The 22,372-nt window shown below is 65.1% G+C and carries 19 protein-coding genes and 1 pseudogene; 7 read left to right on the forward strand and 13 right to left on the reverse strand.

Translation table 11 applies throughout. The features are described from left to right. Positions 1–254 precede the first annotated feature (254 nt). The 3 genes from ACXJMY_RS03875 to ACXJMY_RS03885 are packed head-to-tail and all read left to right on the forward strand — an operon-like array spanning position 255 to position 4,598. Entirely contained in the window at positions 255–2,669 is a 2,415-nt protein-coding gene (locus ACXJMY_RS03875; RefSeq protein ID WP_456618001.1) for a hypothetical protein, read from the forward strand. Positions 2,670–2,729: 60 nt separating this feature from the next. Then, positions 2,730–4,049 (forward strand): hypothetical protein, encoded by a 1,320-nt coding sequence (locus ACXJMY_RS03880; protein ID WP_456618002.1) that lies wholly within the window; start codon positions 2,730–2,732, stop codon positions 4,047–4,049. Between the two features lie 12 nt (positions 4,050–4,061). Next, positions 4,062–4,598, forward strand: a complete 537-nt coding sequence (locus ACXJMY_RS03885; RefSeq protein WP_456618003.1) for a hypothetical protein — start codon at positions 4,062–4,064, stop codon at positions 4,596–4,598. Between the two features lie 4 nt (positions 4,599–4,602). On the opposite strand, the gene ACXJMY_RS03890 is transcribed toward ACXJMY_RS03885, so the two are convergent. The 6 genes from ACXJMY_RS03890 to ACXJMY_RS03915 are packed head-to-tail and all read right to left on the reverse strand — an operon-like array spanning position 4,603 to position 11,564. After that, positions 4,603–5,850, reverse strand: coding sequence for an acetyl-CoA hydrolase/transferase family protein (locus ACXJMY_RS03890; protein ID WP_456618004.1), 1,248 nt, complete (start codon positions 5,848–5,850; stop codon positions 4,603–4,605). Between the two features lie 7 nt (positions 5,851–5,857). Beyond that, positions 5,858–7,411, reverse strand: coding sequence for a class I adenylate-forming enzyme family protein (locus ACXJMY_RS03895; protein ID WP_456618005.1), 1,554 nt, complete (start codon positions 7,409–7,411; stop codon positions 5,858–5,860). Positions 7,412–7,442: 31 nt separating this feature from the next. Beyond that, on the reverse strand, positions 7,443–8,609 hold the full coding sequence (locus ACXJMY_RS03900) for an acyl-CoA dehydrogenase family protein (RefSeq protein WP_456618006.1): 1,167 nt from the start codon (positions 8,607–8,609) through the stop codon (positions 7,443–7,445). Between the two features lie 39 nt (positions 8,610–8,648). After that, positions 8,649–9,938 carry a TRAP transporter large permease gene (locus ACXJMY_RS03905; RefSeq protein ID WP_456618007.1) on the reverse strand — a complete coding sequence of 430 codons (1,290 nt, stop codon included), beginning with the start codon at positions 9,936–9,938 and terminating at the stop codon, positions 8,649–8,651. Positions 9,939–9,950: 12 nt separating this feature from the next. Continuing rightward, complete coding sequence (locus tag ACXJMY_RS03910; RefSeq protein WP_456618008.1) at positions 9,951–10,505, reverse strand: TRAP transporter small permease; 555 nt, start codon at positions 10,503–10,505, stop codon at positions 9,951–9,953. Positions 10,506–10,535: 30 nt separating this feature from the next. Beyond that, the gene (locus ACXJMY_RS03915; RefSeq protein WP_456618009.1) at positions 10,536–11,564 is read right to left on the reverse strand and encodes a TRAP transporter substrate-binding protein; all 1,029 of its coding nucleotides are present in this window, start codon (positions 11,562–11,564) and stop codon (positions 10,536–10,538) included. Positions 11,565–11,791: 227 nt separating this feature from the next. On the opposite strand from ACXJMY_RS03915, the gene ACXJMY_RS03920 reads away from it, so the two are divergent. The 4 genes and pseudogenes from ACXJMY_RS03920 (at position 11,792) to ACXJMY_RS03935 (ending at position 15,124) form a co-directional block, all read left to right on the forward strand. Beyond that, the gene (locus ACXJMY_RS03920; RefSeq protein ID WP_456618010.1) at positions 11,792–12,994 is read left to right on the forward strand and encodes a CaiB/BaiF CoA transferase family protein; all 1,203 of its coding nucleotides are present in this window, start codon (positions 11,792–11,794) and stop codon (positions 12,992–12,994) included. Between the two features lie 30 nt (positions 12,995–13,024). Beyond that, a pseudogene (locus ACXJMY_RS03925) lies at positions 13,025–13,492 on the forward strand (MaoC family dehydratase); the annotation flags it as partial. Continuing rightward, on the forward strand, positions 13,492–14,343 hold the full coding sequence (locus ACXJMY_RS03930) for an HpcH/HpaI aldolase/citrate lyase family protein (protein ID WP_456618011.1): 852 nt from the start codon (positions 13,492–13,494) through the stop codon (positions 14,341–14,343). The pseudogene ACXJMY_RS03925 and the gene ACXJMY_RS03930, both read left to right, overlap by 1 nt. A gap of 37 nt (positions 14,344–14,380) precedes the next feature. Further along, on the forward strand, positions 14,381–15,124 hold the full coding sequence (locus tag ACXJMY_RS03935) for an IclR family transcriptional regulator (RefSeq protein WP_456618012.1): 744 nt from the start codon (positions 14,381–14,383) through the stop codon (positions 15,122–15,124). Between the two features lie 10 nt (positions 15,125–15,134). Here the strand turns inward: ACXJMY_RS03935 and ACXJMY_RS03940 are convergent, their stop codons facing one another. The 7 genes from ACXJMY_RS03940 to ACXJMY_RS03970 all read right to left on the reverse strand — a co-directional run bounded on the left by ACXJMY_RS03940 (position 15,135) and on the right by ACXJMY_RS03970 (position 22,356). Further along, positions 15,135–15,551: a hypothetical protein gene (locus ACXJMY_RS03940; RefSeq protein ID WP_456618013.1), complete on the reverse strand. Its 417-nt coding sequence runs from the start codon at positions 15,549–15,551 to the stop codon at positions 15,135–15,137. Positions 15,552–15,704: 153 nt separating this feature from the next. Then, positions 15,705–16,496, reverse strand: a complete 792-nt coding sequence (locus tag ACXJMY_RS03945) for a transporter substrate-binding domain-containing protein (protein ID WP_456618014.1) — start codon at positions 16,494–16,496, stop codon at positions 15,705–15,707. A gap of 197 nt (positions 16,497–16,693) precedes the next feature. Then, on the reverse strand, positions 16,694–17,485 hold the full coding sequence (locus ACXJMY_RS03950; RefSeq protein ID WP_456618015.1) for a fumarylacetoacetate hydrolase family protein: 792 nt from the start codon (positions 17,483–17,485) through the stop codon (positions 16,694–16,696). 60 nt (positions 17,486–17,545) lie between these two features. Further along, positions 17,546–19,705, reverse strand: a complete 2,160-nt coding sequence (locus ACXJMY_RS03955; protein WP_456618016.1) for a carboxypeptidase-like regulatory domain-containing protein — start codon at positions 19,703–19,705, stop codon at positions 17,546–17,548. A gap of 63 nt (positions 19,706–19,768) precedes the next feature. Continuing rightward, positions 19,769–20,587 (reverse strand): alpha/beta fold hydrolase, encoded by an 819-nt coding sequence (locus ACXJMY_RS03960; RefSeq protein WP_456618017.1) that lies wholly within the window; start codon positions 20,585–20,587, stop codon positions 19,769–19,771. Then, entirely contained in the window at positions 20,587–21,375 is a 789-nt protein-coding gene (locus ACXJMY_RS03965) for an SDR family NAD(P)-dependent oxidoreductase (protein WP_456618018.1), read from the reverse strand. The genes ACXJMY_RS03960 and ACXJMY_RS03965 overlap by 1 nt, the downstream gene beginning before the upstream one ends. A gap of 9 nt (positions 21,376–21,384) precedes the next feature. Continuing rightward, positions 21,385–22,356 (reverse strand): Bug family tripartite tricarboxylate transporter substrate binding protein, encoded by a 972-nt coding sequence (locus ACXJMY_RS03970; RefSeq protein ID WP_456618019.1) that lies wholly within the window; start codon positions 22,354–22,356, stop codon positions 21,385–21,387. Positions 22,357–22,372 lie beyond the last annotated feature (16 nt).

Consider the following 22,372-nt stretch of genomic DNA (forward strand, 5'->3'; position numbering starts at 1 on the left):
GCGGCACTAGGTGATCAAACGCGACGCGCGCGCAGCGCATCAAGAAGCGATTGTTTCCGAGTGTGAATGAACGCGAGACGACTTCCGCACTCGGCAATTTTTTCCGAATCACCTTTTTCGAACCTAGCGATTTTTTTGAATCTGTCAGTCGCGACGAGTGCGATTTTGAATCGCGCATGACTTTTTTTCGTACTTGTGGCGCCTGACCTCGCGCATGCGCACGTTAATCGCTCTGATTGGTGGGGAATCTTGGCATGACGATCGCAACGGCCGGCCTCGAGCGCCGCGCGCAAATTGTTTCTGCTTGGTCGTTCGATGTTTTCGATACATTTCTGCTTCGGGCCTGCGCGACGCCGGATGGCGTATTTGAAAGGACTTACGAGCTCTCCGGCATTTCAAGAACTTGTCCGAATGTTTCCGCGAGTTTCGTTCAGCATCGCATTCAGGCCGAAGCGCGAGCGCGCAGGACCGCGAAGGAGAAGCGCGGCACGAGCGAAATCCACATCGCCGAGATCTATTCCTGTTTTCCGTTCAGGCTGTTCGGCCTCACGCGCCGCGACCTGAACGATCTCGTCGAATCGGAATTCACAGCCGAGCTCGAGCTCTGCCGCGCCAATCCGGACATGCTTCGGCAATATCTGGACATGAAGCGCGCCGGCCACCGCGTCGGATTCATCTCCGACACCTACTGGGATTCCGACCGGCTGGCGCGGCTGCTGCAGGCCTGCCGCCCCGGGCTGACATGGGACTTTCTCTACGCGTCCTGCGACCACGGCAGCGGCAAGAGCGAGGCCCTGTTCGCCAAATATTTGTCTGAGCAAGGCATCGACGCCGCCAGCTCCTTTCACGTCGGCGATAACGACAAGGCCGACATCAAGGGCGCGAAGCGCCACGGCATTCGGCCGCGGTACTATCCGCAGGCCACGCCCCAACTGGCATCGAAGTTCCAGCGCGAGACGGCGCTGTACGGGCTTTTATGTGCGGGCACTCCGTCGCGGCTCGATCACGGCGCACGCACCTTGCGGCGCATGGTCGCCGCGCGCAGCGCCGAAAAATCTCCTGCCTTTCACCTGGGGCTGGCGGTTCTCGGCCCGGTGATGGCGGCCTTCGATGCTTTCGTCGCGAAGCGTTGCCAGGACGTTGCAGGCCCCGGCCGAAAGGTCGCGCTCGGCTTTCTCGGCCGCGACGGCTTTCTGCCGCACCGGATCTGGCAGGACCTGCACGGCACGACGGCGGCCTATCTCGAGATCAACCGCCGCGTCAGCCTGATCGCCTCGGCCGATACGATGCAGCCGCTGGTCGATCTCCTGCGCAAGGTCTTCAAGATCGACGCCCCGACCTTCGGCGACATGATCAAGATCCTGCCGCCGAAGGTTGCCGCGTTCTTTGCCGGCTTCCCCGACGGCATCGCCACGGGCGAAGCGCTGGCCGAAGCGCTTCCCGACCTGATGGATGAGTCCGACATCGTCGAGCTCGCGGCGGGCCTGCGCGCGCGGTTGCTGGCCTATCTGCGTCATGCGATTCCCGGCTTCGACGGCTGCACCGACCTCGTGCTCGCCGATCTCGGCTATTCGGGCAGCGTGCAGAAGGCGTTGCGGCGCATCTTCGACCGGGAAGGCATCAGGATCCGCCTCCACGGCGCCTATCTGATCTCGCTCGACGACGCCTTCGACGATCTCGCCGAGGACGACAGCGCGGAAGGATTCGTTTCCGACCTCGTGGTGACGCCCCACGTCAAGCGCATGCTGATCCGCAACGTCGCGCTGCTGGAGCAGGCCTGTTGCTCGGCGGACGGATCGGTCCGGGATTATGACGGCGGCCAGGTGCTGCGCGAGATCAATCCGCGCCCCCCAAGCCAGATCGCGCTCGCCGCGGAGATCCAGGCCGGTGCCGTGGCCTTTGCAGCGAGCGCCGAGGATGTCGCGCTCGCCTTTTGTCTCAATCCCAACGCCGCGCCGGACATCGCCGCACGCTGGAGCGCGGTGGTGCTGGCGCGCCTCTTACTGCTTCCCGACCATGACGAACTGACGCTGCTCGGCGGATTGAAGCACGACGTCAATCTCGGCACACATGCGCTGGCGCCGTTGCTCGACCGCGATTTTGTCCGCAACCAGATCACCGCCCGCGGCCTCTCCGCGGCCTGCACGTCGGCCGCGCCGCCGATGTGGCTCGCGGGCAGTTTTGCGCGCCTGTCACCGTCCCACGCTTATCTCTACGTATTGTTCGGCGCGAACCACCTGCCGGCTGACGTCTTTGAAGAGAGCCCTTGTGGCACGGTCCGGATCGGCTTGTTCGGCGCGACTGGCGAAGCGACGCTGGAGACGGCAACCGTCCATCGCACCGGCCTCGGCGAGTTGCGCGTGCGCATTCCGATCTCACGTGCCATGGGCATCGCAACGATCGCGCTGCCGCTGCCGAGCCTCGCGCCGGAAGGCCTGCTTCATGGCGTGACCATCCAGTCCGGCGACGACATCCGCGACGCCGCCGAAAGCCAGGACGTCATCGGCATTGCCGCCGAAAGCCTGGTCTATGCCGGCTTGCAACGGAACGGCCAACATTACCGTGCCGAGAGCGACGATGGCTGCCTGCTGATCCCGGCCGCCCCGACGAGGCAGGACGTCACGATCTATTCCGTCGCAATCACGCCGCTCGGTTCCACCGCCAAATAGTGCGCCTGATCGCGCCGCGCCGGCCGTTGAAGTTCAAGGGCTGGCACGAGGGGCGCGGAATTGACGGACGGGACGCACGAAAACCTTGATCGGCTGCTGCACTCCGGCGGCATCCGGCTCGGCCGGGCCCAGCGCGACCGGCTGGGCTGGCTGACCGGCCAGTACGGTGCGCCGGCGCTGGACGGCACCACCGAGGGACGGCGAAACGGCGTCATCATCCTGAAGGAACCAATGAGCGGCGCGGCCGCCGAGCTGTTCTACCGCGCGCTCAATCCCGCCTGCGCTGTCGTCATTCCAGCAAGCGAGAATCCCGGCTTCGATTTCCTCAAGTCCAAGCTGACCGAGTTCGGCACCGTCGGTCCCTGCGGTGCGGACGGCCCCCACGAGATGTGGTGGGGCGGCATCGGCTGGTCGACATTTCTCTCTGCCGCGGATGCCTCCGCCGTCCGGCCGCGAATCGTCTCCTGCTATCCGCGCGGCAGCGACGACAGCGCATCCTTGGCCTTAAGGCAATCGCTCGAACGCCTGCGGCTCGATGGCCACATCGAGCCGATCGACACCCAGTTCGACGACCGCATCCTCTGCTTCGAGAAGGCCGAGTTCATGGTGCGGATGTGGAACAAGTATCGCGAGCCGCTGCTCTTCGTCGAATCCGGCGCCGCGTTGTGGGTGCCGCCTTTGCTGCCGTCCTTCCTCGGCTGCGACGTCGCGCTCAACAAATGGAATCGCTGGGAGATGTCGGCGCGCACGCTCTATCTCGGGCGCTCCGAGGCCGCCGAACGGCTGCTGCGCAGCTGGCACCAGCTCGCCGCGTCCTATCCCGCAATCTGGGAGGGCTATCTGCTCGACCAGGCCTGGAGCCTCACCTCGTCCCAGGTGCCGCTCGACACGGTGTGGCTGCCGCGGTCCTATCATGCGCTGAAGGGCGACCTCGCCGCGTCGCGCGCCACGATCCTGCATGACCGGCAGACGACGACGATGGAGCTCGGCCCCGACCCGGCCTTTGCGAGCCTCGTGCGCGTGGCGCGCCGCGCCGGCCGCACCGGCGCCCGCGACGCCTTCATGGTGATGACGTCGAAGGCCGAAGCCGGCAACGGCATCGCCGTGATCCTGCGCGACATCTCGGCCAGCGATGCGGGCGCGGTGGCTGCGACCGTGGAGGCCGTCACCGGCGCGTATGCGGCGGACTGCGGCGGATATGGCCGGCTGGAGCTGTCGCTCTGCGCCTGGCAGGAGGACGTCGGTGCCGCGCGCGACGCCGCGGCACAGGCCCGCTACCGAATCCTGGAGATCGCGCCGGGACAGCGCATCGCCAACGACTTCTTCGCAGCCCACGCCTCCGACGACGCGACCCTGACCGCTCGCCATCTTTTCCCCTGAGGGACATCCGAGATGCTCAAGACCATCATCCTGCTCACCGACACCGTGCAACAGCAACAGCCGCTGGCCAATCTGCTCAGAGAGCACCATCCCGACCTCGCCTTCTGCTCGGCGCTGCGGGCGAAGGACCTCGCCGCGATCGAACCGGACGTGCTGAGCCAGGCGCGCCTGGTGTCCTTTGCCGCCGACGTCGCCGTCTCCGAGAAATTGCTGCTCCGGCTCGGCTATGGCGCCTACAAGTTCTATGCGGCGCCGGTGCAATATCCGGGCCTGCCGGTCGCGCCGGACGAGAGCGATGACGATCCGCGCTGCTACTCGGTGATCGCGCAGTCGATGACGATCTGGCCCGATTTCAAAAGGATCGTCGGCCTGGAAACCGTGACGATCCCGGACGGCACGGTCCCCGCCGAGCGCGAGCGGCTGGTGTTCTCCCGCCTCGCCCACCTGTTCTGGCGGATGTCGGGCATGATCGCGGGCGAGGCGACGGATCTGCCCGGGATCATCGACGCCGGAGAGAGCCAGCGTCCGACGCTGGCGATGATGAACTGAAGCGCTAGAACGCGGCGCGAAGCTGCGCGGAGAGCGCGTCGCGGTGTTCGGGCGCCGCGATCGCGATCATGCGGCGCGCGCGCTCGGCAAGACCGCAGCCGCGCAGCTCCGCGATGCCCCATTCGGTGACGATGGCGTCGACGTCGGCGCGCGGTGTCGTCACGGTCTCGACATCAGCGACAATCCGGCTGGTCCCGTCGGAGGCCGTCGCCGGCAGCGCGATGATGGCCCTGCCCCCGGGTGACGAATTGGCGCCGCGCACGAAATCGAGCTGGCCGCCAATCGCTCCGATCGCAACGCCATTCAGCGTCTCGGAATTGACTGCACCGTCCAATCCGACCTGAAGCGCCGAATTGATCGCGACCAGCCGGTTGATCCGCGCCAGCACGCCCTGGTCGTGCGTATGGGACGTCGGTCGCACCGCAACCGATTTGTTCTGGTGCACGAAGCGATAGAGCCGCTTTGTGCCGATCACCTGATTGGTGACGGTGATCCCCGCATCGATACCCTTCTCCGCATTCGTCACCGCGCCGCGCTCGATCAGGTCGACGACCGCGTCGTTGATCAGGCCGGAATGGATGCCGAGATGGCGCGCATGGGAGAGCGAGGACAGGATCGCATCCGGAATTCGCCCCACCCCAAATTGCAGCGTGCTGCCGTCGGCAATCAGGCTTGCCGCATGTGCGGCGATTTTTCGCGAGACGTCATCGAGCGGCGTCGGCGCCAGTTCGACAGGCGGACGGCGCGCCGCCACCCGCATATGGATCGGCGCGTCTTCCGGCCATTCCGCGCCAAACGTCCAAGGCGTATCCGGGTTGATCTCGGCGATGACCAGGCGCGCGCCCCGGGCGGCGTCGATGACATAGTCGTTGGACAGGCTCGCGCTCAATTGGCCGCCGCCGGCTTCCGCGAGTTGCACCAGCACCACATCGGCGCGGTGGCGGCGCACGGTAAAATCGGCGCAGAAGGCGCTGTAATTGCTCGGGATCATTTCGAGCCGTCCGGCCTTCGCAAGCCGCCGCGCATTGCCGATCACGCCATAGCTCTGGAATGAGACGTTGGGCGCGCACGCCGCCGAGAACGTGTCCGAGAAGATTGGTCCGACCATCATGCGGAACGAAGGCAGATGCCCGGCCTGCGCCATCAGTGCTTCAGTCAAAGTGACCGGCTCCGCCGTCGCCTGCCCGCACACGACGAGATCGCCCTCCCGGATCAGGCCGGAGAAGTCGATCGGCGACGTGTCCCCTGGCATCTCCGCGTCAGTCCATCGGCGCCAGCCGCGCGGAGCACTCGCTGAGGAGCGTGCGCAGCTCGGTCTTGACGATCTTGCCATAACTGTTCTTCGGCAATTCGCCGATGACGTAGTAATGCTTCGGCCGCTTGAAGCGCGCGATCCAGGCATTGCAGATCTGGTCGAGCTCGTCCCGCGTGACCGCCCTGCCCGCGACAGGCACGACGACGGCCACCACCTCCTCGCCCCATTCCGGATGCGGTCGGCCGATCACCGAGACCTCGGCCACGGCCTCATGCCGCAGCAGCGCTTCCTCGACCTCGCGCGGATAGATGTTGGTGCCGCCGGAGATGATGACGTCCTTGGAACGGTCCTTCAGCGTGAGGAATCCGTCCGCGTCGAACGCACCCATGTCGCCGGTGTAGAGCCAGCCGTCGCGCAGCGTGGTCGCGGTCGCTTCCGGATTCTGCCAGTAACCGGACATCACGGTATCGCCGCGCACGATGATCTCGCCGATCTCGCCCGGCGCAACATCGTGCCCGGTCTCGTCCACAGTGCGGACCTGCACCACGCCCTGCGCGATGCCGACCGAGGCCAATCGCTCCTCGTGGCGCGGATGCCCGGCATCGACATGCATGGATTTCGGCAAATACGTGATGGTCATCGGCGTCTCGCCCTGACCGTAGATCTGCGCCAGCTTCGGCCCGAACACGGCGAGCGCGGCCTTGCAATCGGCCACATACATCGGGCCGCCGCCGTAGATGATGGTCTTCAGCCCCGGCGCGCTCACGCCCGCCGCTTCCGCCGCGACCGTCAGGCGCCGCACCATGGTCGGCGCGGCAAAGAAGGAGATGCCGTCGCGCTTCGCCGTCAGCTCCAAAATCTCGTCCGGCTCGAAGCGGCCGCTCTCCGGAATGATCTGCGCGCCCATGCCGAGCACGTGCGGCACCATATACAGCCCGGAGCCGTGCGACATCGGCGCGGCATGCAGCAGCGCCTCGCCCGGCGTAATCGGATTGATCTCGGCGAGATAATTCAGCGCCATGGCGAGCAGATTGCGGTGGCTCAGCACCGCGCCCTTCGGCCGGCCCGTGGTCCCGCTGGTGTAGAAGATCCAGGCGAGGTCGGTGATCGCGACATCGGCGATGGCGACGCCTTCAGTCTTTTCGAGGCCGCGATGCTCGGTCGAGCCGATCTCGATGATGCGCGGCTTGGCTGCGCTGGCTGCCAGCGCTTCTGACGCCACGCCCGCCATGTCCTCGGTCACGAAGACCACCGCGGCAGCCGAATTGTCGAGAATGAACGCAACTTCGCGCGGATGCAGCTTCGCGTTGATGGGAACTGCGATCAGTCCGGCGTGCCAACAGGCATAGAGACAGGCGACATAGTCCGGCACGTTCTTCATCAGCAAGGCGACGCGGTCGCCCCTGGCGAGACCAAGGCGCTGCCGCAACGAGGCCGCCAGCGAAGCCACCGTCGCAGCTAGCCGGCCGTAGTCGGCCACCGGCGTCAGGCCCTTGAACAGGGCCGGCGCCGACGCGTCGGCCTTGGCGGCACGCAGAAGGTGATGAGCGAGGTTCATGGCGATCCCGCCGACATGTTCGCGCTTCAGCCTAGTACGATTTCGCCAGCCCGAGCACCTTTTCCGCGATGAAGCTGAGCGCAAGCTGCGGGCTGACCGGCGCGATGCGTGGGATCAGGATCTCGCGCAGGTAGCGCTCGACGTGGAATTCCTTGGCGTAGCCGAACCCGCCATGGGTCATCACCGCCTGCTCGCAGGCCTGGAAACCGGCCTCGCCCGCGAGATATTTCGCGGCATTGGCCGCAGCGCCGCAGGGCATGCCCTTGTCATACTGCCAGGCGGCCGACATCACCATCAGCCAGGCGGCCTCCAGCTCGACCCAGTTGATCGCGAGCGGATGCTGGATGCCCTGGTTCTTGCCGATCGGACGGTTGAACACGATGCGGGTCTTGGCATATTCGGTCGCGCGCGACAGCGCGAGCTTTCCGAGGCCAACCGCCTCGGCGGCGATGAGAATACGTTCGGGATTCATGCCCTCCAGAATGTACTCGAAGCCACGCCCCTCTTCGCCGATGCGATCCTCCATCGGAATCTCGAAGTCCTCGAAGAACAGCTCGTTGGAGTCGACCATCTTGCGGCCCATCTTCTCGATCTCGTGGACCTTGATCTTGTTGCGGTCGAAATCGGTGTAGAACAGGCTGAGGCCGTGGGTGGGCGAGCGCACCTCTTCAAGCGGCGTGGTGCGTGCGAGCAGCAGGATCTTGTGCGCGACCTGGGCGGTGGAGATCCACACCTTCTGGCCGTTGACGATGTAGCGGTCGTTCTTGGCGACCGCGCGGGTCTTGAGTTGCGTGGTGTTGAGGCCGGTGTTGGGCTCGGTGACCGCGAAGCACGCCTTTTCGCGGCCTTCGACCATCGGCGGCAGCATGCGCCTGCGCTGCTCCTCGGTGCCGAACACGACCACGGGATTGAGCCCGAACACGTTGATGTGCACGGCCGAAGCAGCGGACATGCCGCCACCGGCCTCCGAGATCGTGCGCATCATGATCGCGGCTTCGGTGATGCCGAGGCCGGAGCCGCCATAAGCCTCCGGCACGCAGATGCCGAGCCAGCCGGCATCGGCCAGCGCCTTGTGGAAGTCGTGCGGAAAGCCGCCGTCGTGGTCCTTCTTCAGCCAATAGGCGTCGTCAAAGCCTGCGCAGATCTTTGCGATGGCGTCGCGAATGGCTTCCTGCTGATCGGTGAGCGCGAAATCCATGTTTATGATCTCCTTCTTGGAGCCGCGACGGCCCGTATCTTAGCGTCCCATCTGCGAGGGCAGCCAGAGAATGATGCTCGGAAATGCCACCAGGATCGCAATGACAATCAGGTGCGCGATGAAATGCGGGAAGGTGCCGTGGAACACTTCCGCCACCGGCCGCTTGGCATAGCGGGCCACGATGAAGCAGTTCAGCCCGACCGGCGGCGTGATCATGCCGACTTCGGCGGTGACGATCTTGATCACGCCGAACCAGATCGGATCGAAGCCGAGCGTCTTGATCAGCGGCAGCACGATCGGCACGGTCAGCACCAGAATCGCGATCTGGTCCATGAAGGAGCCGAGCACGATATAGCCGCACAGGATCAATGTAATGATCACCCAGCGCGAGGCCGGCAGCGAGCCGATCCAGGCGACGAGATCCTGGGTGACGTGGGTGAGCGTGAAGAAATAGCCGAAGATCGAGGCGCCGACCAAAATCATGATGATCATGCAGGTGCCGTGGCAGGCGCGCAGCAGGGTTCTGTAGAGCGACGACGGCGTGATCTTGCCCTTGACTATCGCGAGCAGGAAGGCGCCGAACGCACCGAACGCGGAGGCTTCCGTCGGCGTCGCGACGCCGAGATAAATGGTGCCGGTGACGATCGAGAACAGCACCACCATCGGCGAGACCTGCCACAGCAGCGAAAATTTCTCCCGCCACGGCACCGATTTCGCGGCGGGCGCCCGCGAGGGATCCTGCCAGACCAGGAAGTAGATCGTGGCCATGATGGTGATGGTCACCAGGATCGCGGGGATGATGCCGCTGATCAGGAGCTTGCCGATGTTCACCTCGGCGAGCAGACCGAAAATGACCAGCGCGACGCTGGTCGGCAGCAGCATCGACAGCGTGCCGGAGATCGCGACCACGCCCGCGGCCATCTTCGGCTCGTAGCCCTGGCGGATCATCGCCGGCAGGCTGGTCGAAGACAACGTCGCAGCCGACGCCGTCGAGGTGCCGCAGATCGCGCCAAAACCGGCGCCGGCAAGCGCGGTCGCCATGCCGAGCCCGCCGGGGATGCGGCCGACCCAGGCGGAAGCCGTCTTGAACAGATCGTCGGCGACGCCCGACAGCAGCACGAGGTCCGCCATCAGCAGGAACATCGGGATGGTGATCAGCTCGTAGGACGAGACGGTCGAGAGCGGCGCGGTCTGGAGGATACCGAACAGCGTTCCCCAACCGCCGACCATGACGAGGCCGACCGAGCCGGAAAAGGCCATGGCGAAGCCGACGGGCGTGCCGAGTGCGAGCAGGCCGAACAGCAGGGCGAGAACGATGAAGGGGGTCATGGATGCCTGCCGTTACTCGAAGGTTCGCGCTTCGCCGACGCCAGTCACCGGCGGCAGCGGATAGAGGTCGCGCCCGCTCACCAGGCTCAACACATTGCCGATGAGTTGCATGGCCAGCCGCAGCACCAGCACGCCGCAGCCGAACGGCACCAACGCCGCCGAGATCCAGGTCGGCCAGGGAATGGCGCCGGCCAGAACGTCGTGCTGCTCGTAATTCTCCAGCGCGCGTTCGAAGCCGACCTTGCAGATCAGGACGAACACGAACAGGCCGGCAAGCGCGGTGATGATCTCCGACAGCCGGCGTCCCGCCGGCGAGAAGCGCGACAGCAGGATGTCGACGCCGACATGGGCGTGCTCGCGCAGGCCATCCGACAGCGTGAAGAAGAACACGCCGGCGAGGAGATAAAGCCCAATCAGATCGTAGGTGAAGGAGAACGGACGGTTCAGCGCGTAGCGCATGAACACGTCGGTCACGACCAGCATCATGATCACGAACAGGAACACCACCGCGATCACCGTCAGCGCGCGCTCCAGCACGCCGAGCACATCCCCTGCCCGCTTGATCACCTCAGGCGTCTCCCTTCGTGGATACCGTCGTCACTTCGCGCCGCCGGCGGCGAGCAGGCCTTCGAACTCCTTCAGCGCGGCGGAGGCCTGCTTGCCGCGGCTGTCGAGGCCGGTGGCCCATTCCTGGCCGACGCCCTTGAGCTTGTCCTTCATCTCGGCGCGGGTGGCCTCGGGCAGCGGATCGAAGCTGACGCCCTGGTCCTGGAGATGCTTCTTGGTCGTATCCGTTTCCTTGTCGACGTCGGCGCAGGCTTTCGGCTCGATCGCGTCGGAGGCCTCGTTCATGGCCTTCTTCACATCTTCCGGGAGCTTGTCCCAGACCGACTGGTTGATGGAATAGGAGACGATGAAGCTGCCGAAGCTGACGCCTTCGGTGGCATGCTTGACCAGCTTGTCGAGGCCGTAAGCCACGACGCTCTCCATCGGGAACAGCAGACCGTCCATGGTGCCGCGCGACAGCGACTCATAGGCATCGGGCGCCGCCATGCGCACCGGCACGGCGCTCAGCGCGCGCAGCGTCAGGTCCTGCGCGCCGCCGGTGGTGCGCAGCTTCAGGCCACCCATGTCCTTGGTCGTTTCGACCTTCTGCTTGGCGGTCCACACCTGATAGGGCGGCAGCACCACGGCGATCAGCAGCTTGATCTTGTTCGGCGCATATTCCTGCTTGGCCAGAAGCCCCTCGCGCGCGGTCTTCCAATAGGCGAGCGTGCCCTGGCAGCTGGTCTGGAATGCACCCGGCAATTGCGCCACTTCCGAGAGCGGCATCTTGTCGGAGACATAGGACGGCCCGATGTAGCCGATGTCGACCACCCCGGACTGGGTCAGCCGCAGCATGTCGGCGGCCTTGCCGATCTGCTGGTTCGGATAATAGGTGAAGGTCACCGCGCCGTTGGTGCGCTTGGTGACGTCGTCCATCCAGGGCTTCAGCATCAGGCGGACGAGATAATGGCCGGCGGGGAAGCTATCGGCGACCTTCAGCTCCAGCGCCTGCGCCGACATCGTCGAGACCGGCAGCGACAGCGCGAGCGCCGAGACCGCCCAGACCAGATTTTTCCTCATTCGTTTCTCCCTGACGCGCCGCAAACCGCGGGGCGACGGCCACCTGCCGCCGCGCCACAGGTGCCTCACCCACTTCTTGCTTGAGCTAAAAGTACATATATGTGAATTTATATGTCAAGTATATGAATTGTGCATAGGGCTATGCGCCGCGGCGCTATCCAGCCAAATTGACTATCCTGCTATGTGAATTCTAACTCCACGTATGTGAACGCATTCAACGAGGCCTCATGGGACCGCTTGCCGGCTTCACCATTCTCGACCTGACCAGCGTGTTGATGGGCCCCTACGGCACCCAGGTGCTCGCGCACATGGGCGCCGACGTCATCAAGGTCGAAAGTCCCGAGGGCGACATCGTTCGCCAGATCGGACCCGGCCGCACACCCGGCATGGGCGGCATGTTCCTCAACGCCAACCGCGGCAAGCGCAGCATCGTGCTCGACCTGAAGCAGCCGGAAGGGCGCGACACGCTGCTGCGGCTGGCCAAGCGCGCCAACGCGCTGATCTACAATGTGCGCCCGCAGGCGATGGCGCGGCTCGGTCTCGACTACGAGACGCTGGCCGCGATCAATCCGGCCCTGATCTATGTCGGCGCATTCGGCTACGGCCAGTCCGGCCCCTATGCCGCAAAACCCGCTTACGACGATCTGATCCAGGGTGCGGCCACGATTCCGACGCTGCTCGCGGCCGCCGGCGACGGCACGCCGCGCTACGTTCCCGTCACGATCGCGGACCGTATCGTCGGCCTGATGATGGTCAACGCCATCATGGGCGGGCTGATGCATCAGAGCCGCACCGGCATCGGCCAGCGCATCGACGTGCCGATGTTCGAATCGATGACGGAATTCGTGCTGGTCGATCATCTGGGCGGACTGACCTACGATCCGCCGCTCGACCATGGCGGCTATGCCCGCCTGCTCTCGCGCTATCGAAAACCCTACAAGACCAGCGACGGCTATCTCTGCGTCCTCATCTACAACGACAAGCACTGGCGCAGCTTCTTTGAGGCGATCGGACAGACTGAGTTCTTGCAGCAGCCCCGCTTCGCCAACCATGCGTCGCGAACGAAGCACATCGACGAGATCTACGAGGAGATCGGCCACATCTTCCTGACGCGCAGCACCGCGGACTGGCGTGAGCTCTTGGAGCGCGCCGACATTCCGGTCATGCCGATGCATACGCTGGAGACGATTTTGGACGATCCGCATCTCAATGCGGTCGGCTTCTTCAAGACGGTGGATCATCCCGTGGAAGGCCGCATCCGCCAGATGCGCGTTCCCTCGACCTGGAGCGTGACCCAGCCCGAGCCGGCCGGCCCGGCGCCAACGCTCGGCCAGCATGGCCGCGACATTCTGCACGAAGCCGGCTTCTCGGGGGACGAGATCGAAGCGCTCGCGCAGCAAAAAGCAGTTCACCTGGCAGCGCCGCCCTAAAGCGCGGGCGCTGGCCAAGATCGCAACGACAGGGAGGAAACCGCGATGGCCGGACTTTATTTCGAGGAGTTTTCCGTGGGCCAGGAGTTCAGGCATCCGCTGACCCGGACCGTCACGGAGATGGACAACACCATGTTCAGCCTGCTGACGCTCAATCCGCAGCCGCTGCATATCGACGCCCATTTCTCGGCCCAGACCGAGTTCGGCCAGCGCATTTTCAACAGCCTTTACACCCTGGGCATCATGATCGGCATGACGGTGTATGATACCACCATGGGCACCACCGTCGCCAATCTCGGCATGACCGACGTCACCTTTCCGAAACCGGTCTTCCATGGCGACACCTTGCGGGCGACGACGAAGGTGCTTTCGTTGCGGGAATCCAAATCGCGCCCCAAGGCGGGGATCGTCGAGTTCGAGCACCACGCCTGGAACCAGAACGACGAGATCGTCGGCAAATGCCGCCGCATGGCGATGATGCACAAGAGGCCAGTCTGATGCGTTCGATGCTGTTCGTCCCGGGCGATTCCCCGCGCAAATTCGAGAAGGCCAGCGAAGGCAATGCCGACGCCCTGATCATCGATCTCGAGGACTCCGTCGTCACCGAGAAGAAGGCCGAGGCGCGCACGCTGACGCTAGCAATGCTGAAGGGCCGACGCGGCCCGCACCAGCTCTATGTCCGCGTCAACGCGCTCGACACCGGCATGACGCTGGCCGATCTCGCCGCGGTGATGCCGGGGGCGCCCGATGGCATCGTGCTGCCGAAATCGCGCGGCGGCGACGATGTTCGGCAAATCGCGACCTGGCTCGAAGCCTTCGAGGCGGCGGCCGGGACCACTGTCGGCTCGACACGTATCGTGTGTGTCGCGACCGAAACCGCCGGCTCGATCTTCGGCCTCGGCACCTACAAGGACTCTTCCCCTCGCCTCGCCGGCCTGATGTGGGGCGCCGAAGATCTGTCGGCCTCGCTCGGCGCTACCGAAAAGGCCGCGGGCGGTGTGTTCCATAGCCCCTATCGTCTCGCCCGCGATCTCTGCCTGATGGCGGCGGCCGCGGCCGAGGTCGCACCGATCGACACGGTCTATACCGACATCGACAATCTCACCGGGCTCGAGCAGGAAACGCGCGCGGCGCGGCGCGATGGATTTTCGGCGAAGGCGCTGATCCACCCCAAGCATGTCGACGTCGTCAACGCGGCGTTCGAGCCGACCGAGGCCGAGCGCAGCTGGGCGGAGAAGGTCATTGCGGCGTTCGCAAGCAATCCCAACTCCGGCACGCTGCGCCTCGACGGCATGATGATCGACAAGCCGCATCTTCGCGCCGCGAAGAAAATCCTCGGCCAGCCATAGATCCGGGACAACGCGTCGCGACAGACGGGATCCGAGCATGATCGTTCGCCAAGCTGCAAACGTCCTGGAGATCATGGAGTTCTTCGCACAGACGAGGAAGCCGGCGACGCTTGCCGAGATCGCCGATCATTTCGGCTGGCCGCGCTCGTCGACCTTCAACCTGCTCGCGACGCTGTCGGAGAAAGGCTACCTCTACGAACCGCGGCCGCGCGCCGGCTTCTATCCGACGCCGCGATGGCTGGCGATGGCGCGGATGATCTCGGAGGTCGAGCCGCTGCCGCCCTGGACGCACACGCTGATCGCCGACCTCTCGGCGGAGACCGGCGAGACCGCTTCGATTGTGGCGCCGGCCGGCGTGATGGCGGTCTTCATCGACGTCGTCGAGTCCCAGGCCGCGATCCGCTATTTCGCCACCATCGGCCATCGCGTGCCGATTCACGCCACCGCCAGCGGCCGCGCATTGCTGCTGCAATATTCCCAGGAAGAGCGCGACTCCGTCTACCGCAAGATCGAGTTCAGGCAGTATGGCCCGTCGACGCCGATCAGCATCGAAGCCGTCGAGGCGGAGCTGCGCAATTCGATTCAACGCGGCTACTGCCAGAGTTTCGGCGACTACAGCCGCGATCTCGCCGGCGCTGCGATCCCGCTCCCGATCAGCGATCGCAGACTCTCGGTCGTCGTCGCCGGCCCGGAGTTTCGGATTGGGCCGAAAGTCAGCGAAGTGGCCGCGCTGATCGCACGGACGGTCGACCGGCTGCGGCCGAAGACGACCGCGGCCTGAAGCCGAAACCTCATTCGAATCCCTGAATGGGCGGCGCCGACGTCTGCTCCGGCGCAACCGGAGCAGCTTGAACAGGCTGCGCCGCAGGCGCGGCTTGAGCCGGCGAATTGCTGGCAGCCCTGACTTGGCCGTTGGCATTCATCGCCTCACGCGCGCGCGGCGGAGCGCCGGTCGCGGCTGCACGATAGGCCTCCCGGCGCGGCGGCTGGCGGTGTCTCGCCGAGCGCGAGTCTCTTGCGCCCCAGGACCGGGCGATTGCAGGTCCGGCGGTATAACCGACCACCGCGCCCGCGACGGCACCGATCGGCCCCAGCACGACGGCGCCTGACACGGCTCCGATCGCCGCAGCACCCGCGCGCTCCTGCGCGGCGGCGCTTGCAGGCACGCCAGCCAGCAGCACGACGGCAATGATCAGAGCTTTATTCATCGGAGCGCCTCCCTCACGGGAGATCACTCTTACTCAAATATGGCCACAGGACGTTTGTTCGTTGCCCAACACGGGGCAATCGCCCATGGAACTCCGGCAATACAAAGGCTTCCGCGGTCAGATCGCAGTTCCAGCGAAGGCAGATCGGCGCAACTACGGCGCGACCTTGTCGCCGGTGAATCCGTTGCCGTCGAGCGCGCGACGCACCGTGCCGTCCACCTTGGCCTCATCGAGGAAATGCGCGGCCCAGGCCTTCGCCAAGGTCTTGCCCCTGGGAACGACCACGACCACGCCGGTCGATTGAATCACCTCGTCCAGCACCCTGGTTCCGGGCAGTTTTCGCGACAGGTCTTCCAACGCCCCCATACCCATCGCGAGCGCATCGAGCTCACCCTTGCCGATCAGCTCGGCCGCCTCTTCCGGCTTCACGAATTTTGTCAGCCTGGCTTGCTTCAACGACCTCTCGACGGTGCGCGATGTCGACGTCCCCTCGATGCAGCCGACCCGCATTCCGGCGCGATCGACATCCGCAACGGAACGGATGTCCGAGCCGGCGCGAACGAGATAGCCACTCATATAGGCGACATAAGCGGGCCCCTGGTCGACGAACTGCTCGCGCTTGACGTCCGCCGGCATGAAGGAGAGATCCCAGACGTCCTTGCCGCTCACCGCGGCGATCTCGTCGGAACTCTGGTACTCGACGAGTTGCAGCGGCACATGCAGCTTGTCGGCCGCAGCCTTGGCGAGCTCGACGGTGACGCCGCGCGGCTTTCCCGTCGCCGGATCGCGCGTGGTCCAGAACGCCGACGCGGCGGGCCCGACCGCCACCGCCACGCGCAGCGATCCCGTCGGCGCGATGTCGCTCGGCCCCTCGGCTTTCGCATCGAAGGCAGGGATCGTAAGGAAGACAAAGCCCAACGCAGCAATCAAGCTATGCCGCAGCATGTTACTGCCTCCAGGGTTGAACGATCGCCGACAAAACGGCGGTGCACTCCCTCGCCCCGTTCTTACGGGGAGAGGGTTGGGGTGAGGGGCCTCTCTCCACACGCGAGATCGGCGTGAGACCTGTACCCCCTCACCCGGATTGCTGCGCAATCCGACCTCTCCCCGCAAGCGGGGAGAGGTAAAGAAAGCTGCAGCCGCTACACAATCTTGATCGACATGTCCGGCAGGCCCTCGAGCTTGCAGAGGAGCACGTCGCCCTTCACCACGGGGCCGACATTCTCCGGCGTGCCGGAATAGATGATGTCGCCCGCCTTCAGCTCGAACGCTTCCGAAAGCTTTGCGATCTGCTCGGCGACGCTCCAGATCATCTTGCTGAGATCCGAGCTCTGCTTGACCGTGCCGTTGATTGCCAGCGAGATGGCGCCCTTCTCGAAGTGGCCGGTCTTGCTGGCCGGATGGATCGGACCGATCACCGCGGCGTGGTCAAAACTCTTGCCGATCTCCCAGGGCTTCTTCTCCGCGGCCATGCCGTTCTGGAGATCGCGCCGGGTCATGTCGAGGCCGAGCGCGTAGCCATAGACATGGTCGAGCGCCTTCTCGGCCGGGATGTTGGTGCCGCCGGATTTCATCGCTGCGACCAGCTCGACCTCGTGATGATAGTTCTTGGTCAGCGACGGATAGGGATGGTCCGCGACCTCGCCGACCGCGACGTTCTGGATCGCATCGGTCGGCTTCTGGAAGAAGAACGGCGGCTCCCGGTTGGGATCCGAGCCGCGCTCGATCGCGTGTGCGGCATAGTTGCGCCCGATGCAGTAGATGCGGCGGACCTGGAACACGCTTGTCTCGCCGACGATCGGGATCGCGATCATCGGCACCGGGAAGATCGGCTTCGGTCCGGCCTGCGCCGCGGCGGGAGCCGTATCGGCGAGGCCTGCCGCGGTCATCGCGGCTGCGGCGGTGAGCAGGTCACGTCGAGAGGTTTTTGTCATGGTTCTGTTCCCTTGGCTTGGGCACTCGTTTGTAGCGGAGCGATCGATGGGATCAAACAATCAATGGGCCAATGGATCTGGCCGCATCTGCACCTTGTAGACTTTAGGCGAGGCCTCCTTGCCGCCCTCACCGTGGAAGCTCGCGCGCGTTCCCGTCGTGCTCCACAGGCCGCGCCCCTTCCAGCCCGTATTGGGGTCGTCGATACGACCGTCGACATTCTTGGTGAAGAAGCCAAGCGGATAGGGATTGCGCAGATTCACCAACTGTCCGTTGACGAGCGCGAGCAGCGACTCGCTGCCATTGGCGCTGGCGATCGGCACGTTGGCGCCGAGTCCGAAGGTGTTGTAGCGGTCCACCCAGACGTAATAGGCGTGGTTTGCGCTGCCGCTGGCATCGAGTCCCTTGAACTGCGGCCCGGGCATGCGCCAGATCTTCCATCCTTCGGGACATTGCCTGCCGTCCGCCGTGGTCGGCCCGTTGAGCGGCCCTTTGCAGAGCTTGCGGTCGAAGCTTGTGAGATGACCGCTGGACAAGACCGTCCACACCACGCCGTCAAGCCCGATGTCGAGACCACGCGGCCCGAACGTGCCCTCCGGCGGCTGATACACTTCGGACAGCGCGGTGTTGGCGGGATCGGGTCCCGGCATCACGCGAACGATGTAGCCGGGCTGATCGATGCGCGAGAAGCCGCGGTCCATCGCCTGGCCCCAGATCGAATCGTCGACCGGGCTCGGCATGATGCCGTAGAACGACGCCGCGATGCGCTTGTCCTTGGTCGGATCGACGGGATCCTTGTGCTCGACATAGGCGTCGCGCTTGCCATTGCCGTTGGTGTCGATGATCAGCGGCGTCCAGCCCTGCGATTTCACGTCGTCGAGGGTTTCGCGATACTGCCTGGTGTTGAGCCAGCCGACCAGGCCGCCGCCGAGGCCGGGGCCGCCGGAGCTGGTCCACAGCGTCTGATTGGCATCGTCGTCGAAATACAGGTGGTGGGTCGTGAAGCAGGTGTTGATCAGGTCCCATTTGCCGGTTGCGGGATCGAAGCGCGACAGCTGGCGCAATGAGGTGGCCTGCGGCGCCACCTTCGCCGACGGCAGGTCCGAGCCCTGCTTGCAATAGTCCGGATTGGCCGGCGGGCGCAGGCGCGCCGTGAACCACACCTTGCCCTGCTCGTCCATCATGACGTTGTGGATGCTGGTGTGGCCATCCCAGATCGGCTCGTCACCCCAATAGGCCGACGGGCCCCGCGGCGCGTCGGTCGACGACGGCGTGTTCGGATCGAGATAGGGATGCTTGATGGTGCCGGCGATGTTCTTCACGGGATCGAGCGTCGGCACGAGATCGGAGCTTTCCTCCGACGATCCGTAGATCAGGCCGTTGGCGTTGAGGCGCGGGTTGCGCTTGTCGGTCGAGATCGCATCGTGCTGATAGCGCGTCGGCGCCGCCCAGTCCCACATCGTGAAGACCACATTGCGCTCGATGCCCTTGGGCCGCTCGGGCTTGTCGAACGGCAGTTCGCCGCCAGCGATGCGATCGGTCCATTTCGAGAACAGGTCGTAGACCTTCTCGGGGCCCATGCTGGCGAGCACCGTCGCCATGTATTCCTGGGCCTGGCCGGCCTGGGTGCGGACCGCCCAGGCCGTATGCGAATCATAGCCGTCGGTGAACACCTTCGGGACTTCGCGAATGCCCCGCGTCCCGAGCGCGTGGCAGGACTGGCACATGTTCTTGACCGTATCGACCCACTGGGCCTGCGACTTCATGGTCTCCGGCATCTTGTTGCCCTTGTCGCCGGTGCCGGGAAATTCCTCGGGTCTCGGAATGTCGAGCATCGAGTACCAGTACATCCCCGGATAATTCTGCGCGTCCTCTTTGGGCGAAGCGGCAGCGGCCTTGAAATCCACCACCTTGCCGGGACGAACCTCCTGCTGCGCGGTGTCCCGCAAACCGTAGCCCCGCACCCAGACCTTGTAACTGGCGGCGGGAAGATCCGGGATGACGAACCGGCCCTGATCGTCGGTCACCACCACCTTCGCATATTTGGTGGGCAGGTCCCTGGTCTCGGCGATCACCCAGACGCCGGCCTCTCCACCCTTGTCGCTGGTCACCTGTCCACCGATGTCGCTCGCGGATATCTCGACATTCGCCGCCATTCCGGTGCCGGCATGCAGCAGCGCCGTCGCGCCGAGACAGCCGGCCAGCATTTGCTTCAAGCTCATCGTTCCTCCCCTTTCGTCATGCGTTTCGTCCGAGCCTCTTGGTGGGCTATTCGGACTCATCTCTCATGTTTTGAGCCGATCGAAGAACTCCCTGACCATCCGGGCGCAGACATCCGGGTCCGTCGCGGCCACATGATAGGAATCGCCGGGCAGCACCTCGAGCTTCGAGCCCGGAATCGTCTCCTGCCAGGCCTTGACCGAGGCGACGTCGCCGAGCCCCGAGCCGGTCGTGGTGATCACCAGCGCCGGGCGCTTGATCGAGGGCAGCTCGCCGGTGACATCGACCGTCGGCACCATCTGGAGAAATGCTTCGAGCGTCGAGGCCTTGGTCTTCGACATCAGCTTGATCCACCAGTCCAGCGCCGCCGGCGGCAGCGACGATCCGAGCCGGCCGGCGGTGGTCTCGCGCACCCAGGGCTCGACGCCGTGCTCGCGGATCTGCTTGCGCCAGGTCGGCGCCCGCTCGTTGAACGAGGTGAGTGACGCCGGCGCGCCGACCGCGGCGACCGCGATCACGCGATCCGGGTGCTTGGCCGTCAAGTGCATCGCCAGCGTGCCGCCGATCTTGCCCCCGACCAGGAACACACGATCGAGCTTCAGCGCATCAAGCAGCCGGACGATGTCGTCGCCGAGACCAGCAAAACGATAGGCGTAATCACCCTGCATCGGCGTCGAATCGCCATAGCCGCGCAGATCGGGCCGCACCACGAGATGATGCGTGGCGAAATACGGCACCCAGCGCCGGAACGCCTCGCCGCTCTCGGCGAGCCCGTGCAGCATCACGACCGGCGGCCTGGTGTCCCACGGCAGGAGATAGTCGTCGAGGCGAACCGCGAGCTCGCAATCGTCGCTGACACTGATCTTCCGCAGTTCGCTAGCCATCAGATACACCTCGTTCCACCGCCATCGACATTGATGCAGGTTCCAGTAATGAAGGACGCGCGGTCTGAACAGAGGAACGCAACAAGGCCCGACACCTCGTGCGGCTGCCCGACGCGACCGAGCGGCACCGAGGCAATCGCTGCTGCATTGGTCGTGCCCTGATCCTGACCCGCAATCGCCGCGCCCTGCGAGATCAGGCTGTCCCAGCGATCGGTCTGCACGGGACCGGGATTGACGCCGGTGACCAGCACATTATCCGGCGCGCATTCCTCGGCGAGCGCCAGCGTGAAGTTCAGCAGCGCCGCGTTGACCGCGCCGCCCGCCATATAGGCCGCGCGCGGCTGGTGGCCGCTGCGGCCGATGATGTTGATGACGCGGCCCCAGCGGCGGTCGCGCATTTCGGGCAGGACATTGCGGGCGCAGCGCATGTAGCCGAGCAGTTTCAGCTCGATCGACTTGGCCCAGGTCGCATCCGGCGTCTCCGCGATCCGGCCCATCGGCGAGGCCCCGGCATTGTTGACGAGAATGTCGATGCGGCCGAACGCCTTGCGCGCCGTGTCCATCGCCCGAGCGATGTCGTCGGGCCTGGTCATGTCTCCGGCGCAGGCGATCACGCGCCGGCCGGTGTCTCGCGACATCTCCTGAGCTGACGCCGCAAGCCGCTCGGCGTCGCGCGCGACGATCACGACATGCGCTTGTTCGCGCGCGAGCTCGGCGGCGATGGCACGGCCGATGCCGATGCTGCCGCCGGTGATGACGGCAACCTTGCCGCCGAGATTCAGATCCATGACGCAGCCCTAGTCTACCGTGGCGCCAGAGGCCTGAACGAGCTTGCCCCACTTCGTGGTCTCGTCCACCATGAACTGTCCGAACGCGACGCCGGAAACCGTGCCGGGCTCGGCGCCAAGCTCAGCAAGCCGCTTCCTGACGTCGGGCATTTTCAGGATGACTTCAAGCTCGCCGCTCAGCTTGGCGAGCGCAGGCTGGGGCGTCTTCGCCGGCGCCACCAGTCCGAACCAGGACGAGGCCTCGAAGCCCGGAATGGTCTCGGCGACCGTCGGTACGTCGGGCAGCGCCTCCGCGCGCTTGGCGCCTGCGACCGCGATCGCATTGATGGCCTTGCCCTGCACCTGCGGCAGCACCGCGGGCATGTTGTCGAACATGAAGGGGATCTGGCCCGCGAGCAGGTCGTTCATCGCCGGCGCCGCGCCGCGATAGGGCACGTGCACGATATCGACGCCCGCCATGCTCTTGAGCAGCTCGCCGGCGAGATGATTGGTCGATCCGATGCCGGACGAGCCGAAATTCAACGAGCCCGGCTTGGCCTTGGCCAGCGCAATCAGCTCGCCCACGTTCTTCGCCTGCACCGACGGATTGACGACCAGAACGATCGGCACAGACGCGATCAGCGCCACCGGCGCAAAGGCCTTGGCGGGATCGAACGGCAGCTTCTTGTAAAGCGATCCGTTGATCGTCAGCGGTGGCGGTGCGGTCAGCAGCAGGGTGTAGCCGTCGGCATCGGCGCTCGCGACCGTCTCGGCGCCGATATTGCCGCCGGCGCCGCCGCGGTTCTCCACCAGGAAGGTCTGGCCGTTCCGCTCGGTCAGCTTCTGCGCAACGATGCGGGCGATGATGTCGTTGGACCCGCCGGCCGGGAACGGCACGATGATCTTGACCGGACGGGAGGGATAATCCTGCGCTACCGCAAAGCCGGAGAACAGAACGGCCGCACAGGCGGCCACAAAGATGCGTCGAATAACCCCGCGCATGGGCACTTCCTTGATG

This window comes from Bradyrhizobium sp. P5_C12, assembly GCF_054049735.1.